This is a genomic window from Methylobacterium sp. WL6 (genome assembly GCF_008040095.1).
Classification (GTDB): Bacteria; Pseudomonadota; Alphaproteobacteria; order Rhizobiales; family Beijerinckiaceae; genus Methylobacterium.
The window spans coordinates 1-13,986 of record NZ_VRVH01000106.1; the positions used below are offsets into that span (position 1 = coordinate 1).

13 protein-coding genes and 1 pseudogene are annotated in these 13,986 nt (G+C 70.5%); 8 read left to right on the top strand and 6 right to left on the bottom strand.

Annotated elements, in window-relative coordinates; all coding sequences use genetic code 11:
* Positions 1-377 (top strand): annotated as a pseudogene (locus FV230_RS29695) (hypothetical protein); the annotation flags it as partial.
* Between the two features lie 4 nt (positions 378-381).
* On the opposite strand, the gene FV230_RS15115 reads toward FV230_RS29695, so the two are convergent.
* The 5 genes from FV230_RS15115 to FV230_RS15135 form a co-directional block, all read right to left on the bottom strand.
* A complete protein-coding gene (locus tag FV230_RS15115; RefSeq protein ID WP_147842979.1) occupies positions 382-702 on the bottom strand; it encodes an HPr family phosphocarrier protein in 321 nt (106 codons plus the stop codon).
* Between the two features lie 127 nt (positions 703-829).
* Positions 830-1,231 (bottom strand): PTS sugar transporter subunit IIA, encoded by a 402-nt coding sequence (locus FV230_RS15120; RefSeq protein WP_147728692.1) that lies wholly within the window; start codon positions 1,229-1,231, stop codon positions 830-832.
* Positions 1,232-1,355: 124 nt separating this feature from the next.
* A complete protein-coding gene (locus FV230_RS15125; protein WP_348642138.1) occupies positions 1,356-1,904 on the bottom strand; it encodes a hypothetical protein in 549 nt (182 codons plus the stop codon).
* Positions 1,901-3,673: a sensor histidine kinase gene (locus tag FV230_RS15130; RefSeq protein ID WP_243935880.1), complete on the bottom strand. Its 1,773-nt coding sequence runs from the start codon at positions 3,671-3,673 to the stop codon at positions 1,901-1,903. The genes FV230_RS15125 and FV230_RS15130 overlap by 4 nt, the downstream gene beginning before the upstream one ends.
* Positions 3,674-3,726: 53 nt before the next feature.
* Positions 3,727-4,437, bottom strand: coding sequence for a response regulator transcription factor (locus FV230_RS15135; protein WP_147728688.1), 711 nt, complete (start codon positions 4,435-4,437; stop codon positions 3,727-3,729).
* A 302-nt stretch (positions 4,438-4,739) separates the two neighbouring features.
* Here FV230_RS15135 and FV230_RS15140 point away from each other — a divergent pair, with 302 nt between their 5' ends.
* A complete protein-coding gene (locus tag FV230_RS15140) occupies positions 4,740-5,537 on the top strand; it encodes a DUF2470 domain-containing protein (protein ID WP_147842982.1) in 798 nt (265 codons plus the stop codon).
* 59 nt (positions 5,538-5,596) lie between these two features.
* On the opposite strand, the gene FV230_RS15145 is transcribed toward FV230_RS15140, so the two are convergent.
* Positions 5,597-5,860, bottom strand: a complete 264-nt coding sequence (locus tag FV230_RS15145; RefSeq protein WP_147842983.1) for a hypothetical protein — start codon at positions 5,858-5,860, stop codon at positions 5,597-5,599.
* A 271-nt stretch (positions 5,861-6,131) separates the two neighbouring features.
* Here FV230_RS15145 and lepA point away from each other — a divergent pair, with 271 nt between their 5' ends.
* The 6 genes from lepA (at position 6,132) to FV230_RS15175 (ending at position 13,890) form a co-directional block, all read left to right on the top strand.
* The gene (gene lepA, locus FV230_RS15150) at positions 6,132-7,937 is read left to right on the top strand and encodes a translation elongation factor 4 (protein WP_147726221.1); all 1,806 of its coding nucleotides are present in this window, start codon (positions 6,132-6,134) and stop codon (positions 7,935-7,937) included.
* Positions 7,938-7,998: 61 nt separating this feature from the next.
* Positions 7,999-8,598 (top strand): cysteine hydrolase family protein, encoded by a 600-nt coding sequence (locus FV230_RS15155; protein WP_147842984.1) that lies wholly within the window; start codon positions 7,999-8,001, stop codon positions 8,596-8,598.
* A gap of 80 nt (positions 8,599-8,678) precedes the next feature.
* The gene (poxB, locus tag FV230_RS15160; protein WP_147842985.1) at positions 8,679-10,412 is read left to right on the top strand and encodes a ubiquinone-dependent pyruvate dehydrogenase; all 1,734 of its coding nucleotides are present in this window, start codon (positions 8,679-8,681) and stop codon (positions 10,410-10,412) included.
* Positions 10,413-10,484: 72 nt separating this feature from the next.
* Entirely contained in the window at positions 10,485-11,504 is a 1,020-nt protein-coding gene (locus tag FV230_RS15165) for an NADP-dependent oxidoreductase (protein ID WP_147726218.1), read from the top strand.
* 62 nt (positions 11,505-11,566) lie between these two features.
* Complete coding sequence (locus tag FV230_RS15170; protein WP_147842986.1) at positions 11,567-12,310, top strand: (Fe-S)-binding protein; 744 nt, start codon at positions 11,567-11,569, stop codon at positions 12,308-12,310.
* Positions 12,307-13,890, top strand: a complete 1,584-nt coding sequence (locus tag FV230_RS15175; RefSeq protein WP_147842987.1) for a lactate utilization protein B — start codon at positions 12,307-12,309, stop codon at positions 13,888-13,890. Before FV230_RS15170 ends, FV230_RS15175 begins: the two co-directional genes overlap by 4 nt.
* Positions 13,891-13,986 lie beyond the last annotated feature (96 nt).

The following is a 13,986-nucleotide window of genomic DNA, read 5'->3' on the forward strand; positions in this document are numbered from 1 at the left end:
TGCCGACCCAGGGCGGCGCCCCGCGCCCGGTCCTCGCCGCCACCCATGAGGGCCGGTGCCGGACCATTCCCGCCGACTGCGTGATCGGCGTGCGCGCCGGGGACGACGCGGCGGCCGAGGTCGAGCAGGTGTCCGCCCCGGGCCTGATCCCGTCCGCGGTCGAGGAATTCCTTGCGCTGGACGCGCGCCACGCGGCGCGCCCGATCATCGCCGACCCGTCGGAGGCGTCGATGGTGCGGGTGGTGACCCGCCTGTTCGCCCGTCGCGGGCAGATGCGGATCGAGCTCGCCCGCCGCGCCGGGGAGCTCGTCGCCGGCACGCTCCACCTCGGCGCGGGCGCCCGCGCCGTAGTCTGGCGGCGCGCGGCGCGGGTGTGACGCGCTACTCGTCCTCGCCGAACCTGTCGGCGAGCAGCGCCTCGATCGCCGTGAGGCAGGGCTCGGCGTCGGCTCCGACGGCGGTGACCATCACGTGGGTGCCCTGCGCCGCGCCGAGCGTCAGCAGCCCCATGATCGAGCGGCCGCCCACCGTCTCGCCGGCGCGGGTCACCGTGACCTGAGCGTCGAAGCGCTCGACGGTCTGAACGAACTTGGCGGATGCCCGCGCGTGCAGGCCGCGTCGGTTGATGATCGGCAGGCGCCGCAGGAAGCCGCCGTCGGGCACGGGCGGCGGCTCGTCGTCGGGCTCGAAGAGGTCGTCCATCCCCCGGCGCGCTTCCCTGTCCGTCGCCGCGCTGCGATTCGCGTCGGCCTGAATCGGCGCCGCGCACGGCGCGGCCCTCACCGTGCGTAGCGGGTCGGCGGTCGGGACGGCAAGATGACGGGGAAGACTATTTGCCGGCGAGAACGCGCGAGGCGACGTTGATGTACTTGCGGCCGGCTTCCTGGGCGTGGAGCACCGCGTCGCCGAGGGATTCCGCATCGCGGACGCTGGCGAGCTTGATCAGCATCGGCAGGTTGATGCCCGCCACCACCTCGACGGCGCCGCCGTTCATGCAGGACAGCGCGAGGTTCGACGGCGTGCCGCCGAACATGTCGGTCAGCACGACGACGCCGGTTCCGGTATTCACCCGGCCGACCGCCGACATGATGTCCCGCCGCCGAAGCTCCATGTCGTCTTCCGGACCGATCGTGATGGTTTCGATCTGCTTCTGAGGGCCAACCACGTGCTCCAATGCGGCCCTGAATTCGGTCGCGAGCAGTCCGTGGGTGACGAGCACCATGCCAATCATCGACACGTATTCCGGTGTCCTGTGAACGAGTCCGCCATGTTGTGCATTGCACGCACAGGCTCAAGGCAGTCGCGACGTTTTGATCGCCCGTCGCCGCGATCATGCCACGCAAGTGAGCACCGCGCTACGGGGCCGCGCGGGTCCGGTCGACGGGAAGCGCCGTGTGCGACTGCGAAGACACGCTGAGCTCGGCCAATGCCTGTTCCGCGAGCACCAGGCCGGGTGCGAGGCCGGCCTCGCGCACCGCGCGGTCGATCCGGAGCGCGGGCAGGGCGATGCCGAGGATCGTGGCCTCGCCATCCGGCGCATCGGGCAGGCGCGGCTCGCCGGCGACGAGGTCGACGACGAGCCGCAGGACGCAGGCCTCGACGCTCTCCACCGCGACGATCCCGTGGCCGCGGATCTCGATCCGCCCGGCGATGGCGGGATGCGGGCGTGCCACGACGCGCCCGTGGCACCGCGCGAGGCGCACCCGATCGTCGCCGACCAGGGCCGCGAAGCCGCCCCGAAGGGTGGCCCGCTCGATCAGCGCCAGGGCGAGGCTCGACTTGCCGGCGCCCGCCTCGCCGCGGAGCAGCACGCCCGCCTCGCCGACCACGACGCAGGTGGCGTGCACGGTGACACGCTCCGCATCCGTCGCATCGTGCGATGCGCGGCGCACCGGCCCGATCACGCCGCCGACAACTGCCGCGGCGCCGCCGGGATCCGCACGATGAATCGGGCGCCGCGGACCGTCGGCTCGCCGTCCTCGTCCGCCGGGCCGGGGCGGTTCTCGGCGCGGATCGAGCCGCGATGCGCCTGGACGATCTGGCGGGAGATCGAGAGGCCGAGCCCCGAGTTCTGGCCGAAGCCCTGCTCGGGACGGTCGGTGTAGAAGCGCTCGAAGATCCGCTCGAGGGCGTGCTCGGGAATGCCCGGCCCCTCGTCCTCGCAGATCAGCTCGATGTCGCCGCGCACCCGGCGCAGCGCCACGCGCACCTTCGCCTCGGTCGGCGAGAACGAGCGGGCGTTGTCGAGGAGGTTGTTCACCACCTGGCCGAGGCGGCTGTCGTGCCCGATGATTGCGAACGGCGTGTCCTGGTCGCCGGCCGGCGCGTCGACGTCGAGCTGGATCAGGCAGTCCTTGGGGCGCTTGCGCTCGTTGGCGACCGAGACCACCGTGGTCAGGAGCTTGCGCAGGTCGACCTTGCGCGCCTCGGCGCGGGCGAGCTCGGCGTCGAGCCGCGAGGCGTCGGCGATGTCGCTGATCAGGCGGTCGAGGCGCTTCACGTCGTGCTGGATGATCGCCATCAGCCGGCTGCGCGAATCGTCGTTGCGGGCGAGCGGCAGGGTCTCGACCGCGCTGCGCAGGGAGGTCAGCGGGTTCTTCAGCTCGTGGCTGACGTCGGCGGCGAAGCTCTCGATCGCGTCGATGCGCCGGTAGAGCGCCTGCGTCATGTCCCGCAGGGCGCCCGAGAGGTGGCCGATCTCGTCGGTGCGGCTGGTGAAGTCGGGGATCTCCTCGCGGGTCTTGATCCCCATGCGCACCTTCTCGGCGGCCTCCGCCAGCCGCCGCACCGGGCCGGCGATGGCGCCGGCGAGCAGGATCGAGAGCACCACCATCACCATCGCGGCGACGAGGAAGACCTGGAACAGGCCGAACCGCTCCGAGGCGATGACGCGGTCGATCGCGTCGCCCTGCGTCGAGAGCAGCAGCGCGCCGCGCACCGCCCCCGAGCGCTGGATCGGCACGGCGACCGACACCGTGGTCTCGCCGAGCCCGTTGCGGCGCACGAGGCTGCCGCGGGCGCCGTTCAGGGCGGTCTGGACCTCGCGCAGGGAATGGCCGTTCGTCGGCCCGATCTCCTCCTGCGGCTTCACCCGCTCGCCGAACAGGCCGAAGCTCCACGCTTGCGCGACCTCGAAGGCGCGCTCGAGCAGGGAGCGCTTGCGGATCTGGGGCGCACCCGCGGCGCCCTCGGGCCGGTTGAACAGCGAGCGCGTGTCGAACAGCAGGCCGCCCTCGCTGTCGTAGACCCGCGCGCGGTTGCCCGTCGGGGTCACGAGGCGGCGCAGGAGCGGCGCGACCTGCTCCGGGTTGAGCGAGAAGGCGAGCGGCTGCGATTCCTCGTCCGGCGCGTTGCTGCCCTCGCCCGCCTGCTGCTGCAGCAGCTTGTCGGGGTCGATCCGGATCGTCCCGGTATCGACCGAGGCCGAGGAGGCGATGGCGCCGGCGATGATGTCGCCCTGGATCGCCAGGCTCTGCACGCGGGCCTGGATCAGCCCCTGCCGGAACTGGTTCAGGTACAGGAACCCGACGAGCAGCGCGATCAGCCCGACGAGGTTGAGCACGACGATGCGGCGGGTCAGGCTCGACGAGGCCCGCTGACCGATCGCATCCCAGGAGGCCCGCGGCCATGCGAGCGGGCCGCGGCGCGGCTCTTCATCGGTCTGCGACGTCACGACGGTCCGGTGTTCGAGAAGCGATCGAGGCATTCGGGGCGGGGCGCGGAGCTTCAGCCTTCCTTGAAGCGGTAGCCGACGCCGTAGAGCGTCTCGATCATGTCGAACGCGGTGTCGGTGACCTTGAACTTCTTGCGCAGGCGCTTGATGTGGCTGTCGATGGTGCGGTCGTCGACGTAGACCTGGTCGTCGTAGGCCGCGTCCATCAGCGCGTTGCGGCTCTTCACGACGCCCGGGCGGTGGGCGAGCGCCTGCAGGATCAGGAACTCGGTCACCGTCAGGGTCACCGGCTCGCCCTTCCAGGTGCAGGTGTGGCGCTCCGGGTCCATCATCAGCGAGCCGCGCTCGAGCGAGCGGGCGGCGGCGTCCGCCTCGCGGGCGGCAGCGCCCGGGCCGTCCTTCGGGGCGAAGCGGCGCAGCACCGCCTTCACCCGCTCGACCAGCAGCCGCTGCGAGAACGGCTTATGGATGAAGTCGTCGGCGCCCATCTTGAGGCCGAACAGCTCGTCGATCTCCTCGTCTTTCGAGGTCAGGAAGATCACGGGAAGGTCCGATTTCTGCCGCAGGCGCCTGAGAAGCTCCATCCCGTCCATGCGCGGCATCTTGATGTCGAAGATCGCGAGGTCGGGCGGCGAGTGCTTGAGCCCGTCGAGGGCCGAGGCGCCGTCGGTGTAGGTCTGGATCCGGTAGCCTTCGGTCTCCAGGGCGATCGAGACCGAGGTGAGGATGTTCCGGTCGTCGTCGACGAGGGCGATGGTCGGCATGCGCGTTCCTTGACTGATCGGGGCGGTGCGGGCGCGTGACGAGGGCCTGCGTCGCCGCCTCCGGCCCCGGACGGGGCAGGCAAAAACGCGAACGCGACGACGAGTCGTATGACCGTGTCCGTTTCGCGCGGAAGGTCTGGTGCTTTAAGCCGAAGTTTCGAAAAAAGCGAGCGGCCATGGTAGCTTGGCCGTATCCGGGCGATGCGCCGCGTCCCCCCGGCCTCGTCGGCGGCCGCGATTTCGCCCTATGATGCGGCGGGCGCGGCGTTTTTCCGACGCCGCTTCGGGGAGCGACGGGCGCGATGGCAGAGACATCCGACAGCGTGGGCGGGGCCGAATCGAGCGGGCCGCGCGGGCCGGCGCGGCCGCTTCCGGCGGCCCAGGCCCCGTTCGACGCGATCGGCCTGTCGCGGCGCCTGCTGCGCGGCATCCGCTCCGGCGCGCTGGCGACCCTCGATGCCGACGGCACGCCGTTCGCCTCACTGGTGACCATCGCCACCGACGTCGACGGCACGCCGCTGATGCTGCTGTCCCAGCTCTCGGCCCACACCCGCAACCTGCTCGCCGACCCGCGCTGCTCGCTGCTGTTCTCGGCCGGCGGCAAGGGCGATCCGCTCGCCCACCCGCGGCTGACCGTCGTCGGGCGGGGCGTGCGGACCGACGAGCCGCGCGCGCGGGCCCGCTTCCTCGCCCGGCACCCGAAGGCCGCGCTCTACGCCGACTTCCCCGATTTCGGGTTCTTCGCGATCGCGCCGACGGCGGGCCACCTCAACGGCGGCTTCGCCAAGGCGGCGACGCTGACGCGAGCCGAGCTGCTTCTGGATCTCGCCGGCGCGGAGGCGATCGTGGCTGGCGAGCGCGGCGCGATCGAGCACATGAACGCCGACCACGCCGACGCGCTGGCGCTCTACGCGGCCTCGGAGGGAACGGCCGCGTGGCGCCTCACCGGGCTCGACCCGGAGGGCATGGACCTCCTCGCCGGCGACCGGACCGCGCGGGTGACGTTCCCGGACACGGTCCGCGACATGGGCGCCTTGCGCAAGGTCCTCGTGGTCATGGCCGCCGAAGCGAGGGCGGCGGCCGAGACGCCGCGGCCCTGAAGCCCAGGCATCCCCGCTTGGCCGGCATGCCGCGCGGGCCGACGACGGGGGGAAGGGCCTCAGACCTCTTCGGCGGCCGGCTTTTCCGTCTCGGCCTCGTCGCCGTCCGTCTCGGCGTCCTCGGTCTCGGCTTCGGCGGCCTCCGGCTCGGGCTGAGCTTCGGCGCCGGGCGAGGGCCGGGTGCGGCGGCGGCTCCAGCCGGGCGTCGCGCGCGGCGCGCCGCGGGTGACTTCCTCGTTGCCTTCCAGCACGCGCTTCACCCGCGCGTTGAAGTCCGACATCGAGATGCTGGGCGAGCGCCCGTTGGGGGGAGTGCGAGCCATTCGGGGGCCTTCCGCTTCGTAGCCCAAGGCACGGGATTGCGCGGAGGGAAGCTCTTTAGATAGGGCGGAACGTGCGGAAACCGAAGGGCCGTGGCGCGGAGCGCGGCGCTGAGCGGGTCTGCACGCCCTCTTTCGCCCCGCGACGACGCCCGCGCTTGGCGCTCTCCCCCGCGGCTGCTATCCCGCGGGCGACTGACACCGCCTCCTCACATCAGACGGCGCGCAGCGATGGCCCTTCGGCCGGCCGCACGCGCGCCGGAGATCCGCATCGATGACGACTACGCCGATCGACAACATCCGCAACTTCTCGATCGTCGCGCATATCGACCACGGCAAGTCGACGCTCGCCGACCGCCTGATCCAGACGACGGGCACCGTGGCGCTGCGCGACATGAGCGAGCAGATGCTCGACTCGATGGACATCGAGAAGGAGCGCGGCATCACCATCAAGGCGCAGACCGTGCGCCTGGAATACAAGGCCGAGGACGGGAAGAACTACGTCCTCAACCTGATGGACACGCCCGGCCACGTCGACTTCGCCTACGAGGTCTCGCGCTCGCTCGCCGCCTGCGAGGGCTCGCTGCTGGTGGTGGATGCGAGCCAGGGCGTCGAGGCGCAGACGCTGGCCAACGTCTACCAGGCGCTCGACGCCAACCACGAGATCGTCCCGGTCCTCAACAAGATCGACCTGCCGGCCGCCGAGCCCGAGCGCATTCGCGCGCAGATCGAGGAGGTGATCGGCATCGACGCCTCGGAAGCGGTCGCGATCTCGGCCAAGAGCGGCCTCAACATCGAGGCGGTGCTGGAGGCCATCGTCAAGCGCCTGCCGCCGCCCAAGGGCGACCGCGACGCGCCCCTCAAGGCGCTGCTGGTGGACAGCTGGTACGACGTCTACCTCGGCGTCGTCGTGCTGGTGCGCATCGTCGACGGCGTGCTCAAGAAGGGCATGAACATCCGCATGATGCGGGCCGACGCGGTGCACGGCGTCGACAAGATCGGCGTGTTCCGGCCAAAGATGGCCGACATCGGCGAGCTCGGGCCGGGCGAGGTCGGCTTCTTCACCGGCTCGATCAAGGAGGTCGCCGACACCCGCGTCGGCGACACGCTCACGGAGGACAAGCGCCCGTGCAAGGAGATGCTGCCGGGCTTCAAGGACGTGCAGTCGGTGGTGTTCTGCGGGCTGTTCCCCGTCGACGCGGCCGAGTTCGAGACCCTGCGCAGCGCCATGAGCAAGCTCCGGCTCAACGACGCGTCGTTCTCCTACGAGATGGAGACCTCCGCCGCGCTCGGCTTCGGCTTCCGCTGCGGCTTCCTCGGGCTCCTGCACCTCGAGATCATCCAGGAGCGCCTGGAGCGCGAGTTCAACCTCGACCTGATCTCGACCGCGCCCTCCGTCGTCTACCACCTTCAGATGACCGACGGCACGGTGAAGGAGCTGCACAACCCGGCCGACATGCCCGACGTGATGAAGATCACGGCGATCGAGGAGCCGTGGATCCGCGCCACCATCCTCACGCCGGACGACTACCTCGGCGGCGTGCTCAAGCTGTGCCAGGACCGGCGCGGCACGCAGGTCGACCTCAACTACGTGGGCAAGCGCGCCATGGTCGTCTACGACCTGCCGCTGAACGAGGTGGTGTTCGACTTCTACGACCGCCTCAAGTCGATCTCGAAGGGCTACGCGTCGTTCGACTACCACATCTCCGATTATCGCGAGGGCGACCTCGTCAAGATGTCGATCCTCGTCAACGCCGAGCCGGTCGACGCCCTCTCGATGCTGGTCCACCGCTCCCGCGCCGAGCATCGCGGCCGCGCCATGTGCGAGAAGCTGAAGGACCTGATCCCGCGCCACCTGTTCCAGATCCCGGTCCAGGCGGCGCTCGGCGGCAAGATCATCGCCCGCGAGACCATCAAGGCGCTGTCCAAGGACGTGACCGCCAAGTGCTACGGCGGCGACATCTCGCGCAAGCGCAAGCTTCTGGACAAGCAGAAGGAAGGCAAGAAGAAGATGCGCCAGTTCGGGCGCGTCGAGATCCCGCAGGAGGCGTTCATCGCCGCGCTGAAGATGGACGATTGAGCTTTTCGGCCCTACGCTTCAGCGCTGAAAGCGGCAGACCGATCGAGGCGGGAGACGCGCGGTGACCGATCTCAAGACGTTGCGCGGTCTGTCTGGTCTCGGCGCTGAGCCGGCGGGCCTCGCGGGTTCGGCCCTGCTGATGATCGACCTTCAAAACACCTATCTGAATGGCGTGATGCGCCTCGAGAACGTCGAGCCCGCCATCGCGGAGGCGAGGGGGCTGCTCGCGCGGGCGCGGGGCGCCGGCATTCCGATCATCCACGTTCGGCACGATGCCGGGCCGGGCTCGCCCTACGACCTGACTGCGCCGATCGGACAGTTCGCCGACCCGGTCGCGCCCGAGGGTGACGAGGCGATCGTCACGAAGGCCTATCCGAGCGCCTTCGTCGGCACTGATCTCGAAGCGCGGTTGAAAGCGCTCGGTGTCACAGACCTGATCGTCGCTGGCTTCATGACGCATATGTGCGTCAACCCCACGGCGCGCGCCGCCTTCAGCCTCGGCTTCAAGCCGACGGTGGTCGCGTCGACCACAGCCACCCGCGACCTGCCGGCACCCGACGGATCCGTGGTGGCGGCGGCCGCGGTGCAGGCCGCGAGCCTCGCCGCGCTCGCCGATCTCTTCGCCGTCGTGGCGCCGCGCGTGAGCGACATCGGCGATTGAGCCGTCACCGGCCCCGATCCACGAGCCGGAACCGCGCTGCACCGCAAAAGGTTCGCCCTCCGAAAACCGGAGCCGAACCGATGCGGATCACCACCGTCGCCGACCACGTCGTCGAGACCCTGCAGGAAGCCGGCGTCCGGCGCATCTACGGGGTCGTCGGCGACAGCCTGAACGCGATCACCGAAGCGATCCGGGCCCGCGGCGTGATCGCGTGGATCCACGTCCGCCACGAGGAATCCGGGGCCTTCGCGGCCGGCGCCGAGAGCCAGATCACCGGCGAACTCGCGGTCTGCGCCGGCTCGTGCGGGCCCGGCCACGTCCACCTCATCAACGGCCTCTACGATTGCCACCGCTCGCGCACGCCCGTCCTGGCGATCGTGGCGCATATCCCGTCGGCCGAGATCGGCTCGGGCTATTTCCAGGAGACGCACCCGACCGAGCTTTTCCGCGGCTGCAGCCACTACTGCGAGCAGGTCTCCGACCCCGCCCAGCTTCCCTACGTGCTGGAGAACGCGATGCGCGCCGCGATCGGGCAGCGCGGCGTCGCGGTCGTCGTCATCCCCGGCGACGTCGCGCTCAAGGACGCGCCGGCCCGCGCGGTCGCAACGAAGGCCGGCCTCGTGCCCCCGAAGCCCGTGGTGCGGCCGGCCGAGGCCGACCTGGACGCGCTCGCCGCGCTCCTCAACGGCGCGAAGAAGATCACGCTGCTCTGCGGCCGGGGCTGCGCGGGCGCGCATGCCGAGCTGCTGCAGCTGGCCGAGGCCCTGAAGAGCCCGATCGTCCACGCGCTCGGCGGCAAGGAATACGTCGAGTACGACAACCCCTACGACGTCGGCATGACCGGGCTGATCGGGTTCTCGTCCGGCTACGCGGCCATGCACGGCTGCGAGACCCTGCTGATGCTCGGCACCGGCTTTCCCTACAAGCAGTTCTACCCGGCCGACGCGAAGGTGGCGCAGGTGGACCTGCGCCCGGAGGAGCTCGGGCGCCGCTGCCGGCTCGACCTCGGCCTCGTCGGCGACGTCGGCGCCACAATCCAGGCGCTGCTGCCGAAGCTTGCGGTCAAGACCGACCGCGCCTGGCTCGACGGCAGCCTCAAGCACTACGCCAAGGCGCGCGCCGGCCTCGACGAGCTGGCGGAGGGCAAGCCCGGGCGCAAGCCGATCCACCCGCAGCACCTCACCCGTCTCTTAAGCGAGGCGGCCGCCGACGACGCGGTCTTCACCGCCGACGTCGGCACCCCGACGATCTGGGCGGCGCGCTACCTCAAGATGAACGGCCGGCGCCGCCTCATCGGCTCCTGGGTGCACGGCTCGATGGCCAACGCCATGGTGCAGGGCATCGGCGTCCAGGCCGCCTCGCCCCGGCGCGAGGTGATCGCGCTGTGCGGCGACGGCGGCTTCAGCATGCTGATGGGCGACTTCCTGACGCTGCGCCAGCATCGGCTGCCGCTGAAGGTGGTGGTGTTCAACAACGGCTCGCTCGGCTTCGTCGAGATGGAGATGAAGGCCGCGGGCTACCTCGAGACCGGCGTCGCGCTGGACAACCCGGACTTCGCCGCGATGTCGCGGGCGGCCGGCATCTTCGCGATCCGCGTCGAGGATCCCGGCGAGCTGGAAGGCGCGATCCGCGAGTTCCTGGCCTTCGACGGCCCGTCGCTGCTCGACGTGGCGGTGGCGCGCAACGAGCTGTCGATCCCGCCCAAGATCGACGGGCAGCAGGTCAAGGGCTTCAGCCTCTACATGCTGCGCGCGGTGATGAGCGGACGCGGTGACGCGGTCCTCGACCTCGCCAAGACCAACCTGATTCGATAGACCGGATTGAAATCGTTCCAGGGCGCGCCGCGGCGCGCGCATGGCGCGTTCGAGACATACGGGAGGGCGCGCATGGCCCGGCAGCGGAACATCTGGCGCCTCGCGCGCCGCCCCGTCGGCACGATCGCCGAGGGCGACCTCGCCTACGGCTCGGAGGCGCTGCCCGAGCTGCAGCCCGGGCAGTTCCTGCTGCAGGTCCTGTACCTGTCGCTCGATCCGACGAACCGGATCTGGATGAGCGACGCCGAGCAGTACATGCCGCCGGTCGGCCTCGGCGAGCCGATGCGGGGCCTCGTCGCCGGCCGGGTGGTCGAGAGCCGGAAGGACGGGGTCGAGGTCGGCGCGCTCTATGCCGGGATGGGCGCCTGGGCCGACCATATGGTCACCGACGGCCAGGGCCTGCAGCCCCTGGCCCTGCCGCCGGGCGTGCCGCTCTCGGTGGGCTTCGGCGTGTTCGGCCTCGTCGGCCCGACGGCGTATTTCGGCCTGCTCGACATCGGCCGCCCCAAGGCCGGCGAGACCCTGGTGGTCTCGGCCGCCGCCGGCGGCGTCGGCCAGATCGTCGGGCAGATCGGCAAGATCAAGGGCTGCCGGGTGATCGGCATCGCCGGCGGCCCGGAGAAGTGCCGGTTCGTCGTCGACGAGCTCGGGTTCGACGCGGCGATCGACTACCGCAGCGAGGATGTCGGCGCCCGCCTCGACGCGCTGGCGCCGGACGGCGTCGACATCAACTTCGAGCAGGTCGGCGGGGCGGTCTCAGACGCGGTGTTCGCCCGGATGCGCCTGTTCGGGCGGATGCCGCTGTGCGGCCTGATCGCCTCCTACAACGACACCGCGGAGCGCCCGGGGCCGGCGGCGTCCGCAGCGTGGCGGCAGATGCTGATGCGCCGGCTCACGGTGCAGGGCTTCATCGTCACCGACTACGCCGCGCGCTGGGACGAGGCGGTGCAGGCGCTCGGCGGCTGGATGGCGGAAGGCCGGATTAAGACCCGGCAGGACGTCCGGCCGGGCCTCGAGCGGGCGCTCGAGCACCTCGACAGCCTCTACACCGGCGGCAACTTCGGCAAGCTGCTGGTCGAGGTCGGCGCCTGAGGGCGTCGGCGAACGGCCGACGCGGACGGCCGGGGGAATCGGCCGAGGAAGATGGCAGGAACATGCGGATCGGACTGTTCGTCCCCTGTTACGTCGACGCCTTCGAGCCGGAGGTCGGCATCGCCACGCTCGAATTGCTGGAGCGCCTAGGGCTCGATGTGGCGTACCCGTTCGACCAGACCTGTTGCGGCCAGCCGATGACCAACACCGGCTGCCACGCGGAGGCCGCCGCCACGGAAGCCCTGTTCGTCAAGAACTTCGCCCCGTTCGATTACGTCGTCGCGCCCTCGGGCAGCTGCGTGCACCAGGTCCGCGAGCACCTCACCGCGATCCCGCAGACGGAGAAGGTGGTCGGCGTGCGGCGCAAGACCTTCGAGCTGGTCGAGTTCCTGCACGACGTGCTGAAGATCGAGGAATTCCCCTGGGCGTCGTTCCCGCATAAGGTCGCCTACCACTCGAACTGCAATGCCCTGCGCGGCATCCACCACGCTCGGCCCTCCGAGATCGTCGCGCCGCCCTTCTCGAAGCCGCTCGACCTGCTCTCCAAGGTGAAGGGCATCGAGATCGTGTCGCTGATGCGGCCCGACGAGTGCTGCGGCTTCGGCGGCACCTTCTCGGTGTTCGAGCCGGCGGTCTCCGCCAAGATGGGCTACGACAAGGTGACCGATCAGGCGCGCGCCGGGGCGGCCTACGTCGTCTCGGCCGATTCCTCGTGCATGATGCACCAGAAGGGCTGCGCCGAGCGCCTCGGCGTGCCGCTGAAGTACATCCACATCGCGCAGGTCCTCAACGGAGCCGCCGCATGAGCATCGAAGATCTCACGCCCCGCGAGACCGGCGGCATGATCCATCCCGAGGTCCGCGCGCCCGCCGACGAGAGCGAGCGCCACCAGGACGGCGGCCGCCTCCAGCACGCCGAGGCGGCCTCGAAGCCGATCGCCGCGCCGAAGACGCGCGAGCCGCAGCCGCGCGGGGCCAAGATCCGCGGCAACCGGCCGATCGACCAGGGCGAGGCCGCCGAGCGCTTCCTCGCCGCGCCGCTGCATCAGGCGGCGCACGACGAGCGCCTGTGGGACCTGCGCAAGAAGCGCGACGTCTCGGCCCACGGCATCCCTGAATGGGAGGAGCTTCGCGAGATCGCCTCGAGCATCAAGGCGCACACGCTGAGCCGCCTCGATACCTATCTCGAGCAGTTCGAGGCGGCGGCGAAGGCCAACGGCGTCCACGTCCACTGGGCCGCGGACGGGGCCGACCACAACCGCATCGTGCTCGAGATCCTCCGCAGCCACGGCGCGAGGACGCTGGTGAAGTCGAAGTCGATGCTCACCGAGGAGTGCGGCTTCCGGCACCACATGGCGGCCAGCGGGATCGAGATCATCGAGACCGATCTCGGCGAGCGCATCCAGCAGCTCGACAACGAGGAGCCGAGCCACATCGTGGCGCCGGCCGTCCACAAGACCCGGATGGACGTCGCCGAGGTCTTCGCGAAGACGCTGGGCACCGACCCGGACAACGACGACGCCCACTACCTCGCCGAGAGCCAGCGCGAGACCACGCGCCCTTACATCCTCAACGCCGATGCCGGGATGACCGGCTGCAACTTCGCCATCGCCGAGACCGGCACGGTCGTCACCTGCACCAACGAGGGCAACGCCGACCTCTCCGGCAACGTGCCGCCGCTGCAGATCCACTCGATCGGCCTCGAGAAGATCATTCCGCGCATCGAGGACCTCGGCGTCTTCATCCGCCTGCTGTCGCGCTCGGCGCTCGGCTCGCCGATCACCCAGTACACCTCGCATTTCCGCGGGCCGCGGCCGGGCACCGAGATGCACTACGTGCTGGTCGACAACGGCCGCTCCGAGCGCCTCGGCATGGAGGAGTTCTGGACCTCGCTGAAATGCATCCGCTGCGGCGCCTGCATGAACACCTGCCCGGTCTACCGCCGCTCGGGCGGGCTCTCCTACGGGGCGACCTATGCCGGGCCGATCGGCCTGATCATCGACCCGACCTTCAACAAGCGGAAATACTCGACGCTGCCGTTCTCCTCGACGATGAACGGCTCCTGCACCAACGTCTGCCCGGTGAAGATCAACATTCACGAGCAGATCTTCGCCTGGCGCAAGGTGCTGGCCGAGGAGCACCAGATCCCGCTCCTGAAGCAGGGCATGATGAAGGCGGCCGGCGCCGTGCTGAGCCGCCCGGCCGCCTACCGCGCGGCGATCGGCACGGCGGATTCGGCGCTGCGCGCGCTGCCGCGCTTCGCCGTCTACAACCCGCTCAACACCTGGGGGAAGAAGCGCGAGATGCCCGACGCCCCGAAGCAGAGCTTCCACGCCTGGTACAAGCAGAACCGCATGGCCGGCGCGGCGAAGAAGGACGTGTCGTGAGCGCCGGCACCCGCGCGGCGACGCTGGCCGCGATCCGCCGGAACCGGCCGGCCGGCGACCACCCGCTGCCGCAGGTCCCGGTCTTCGCCCCGCTGG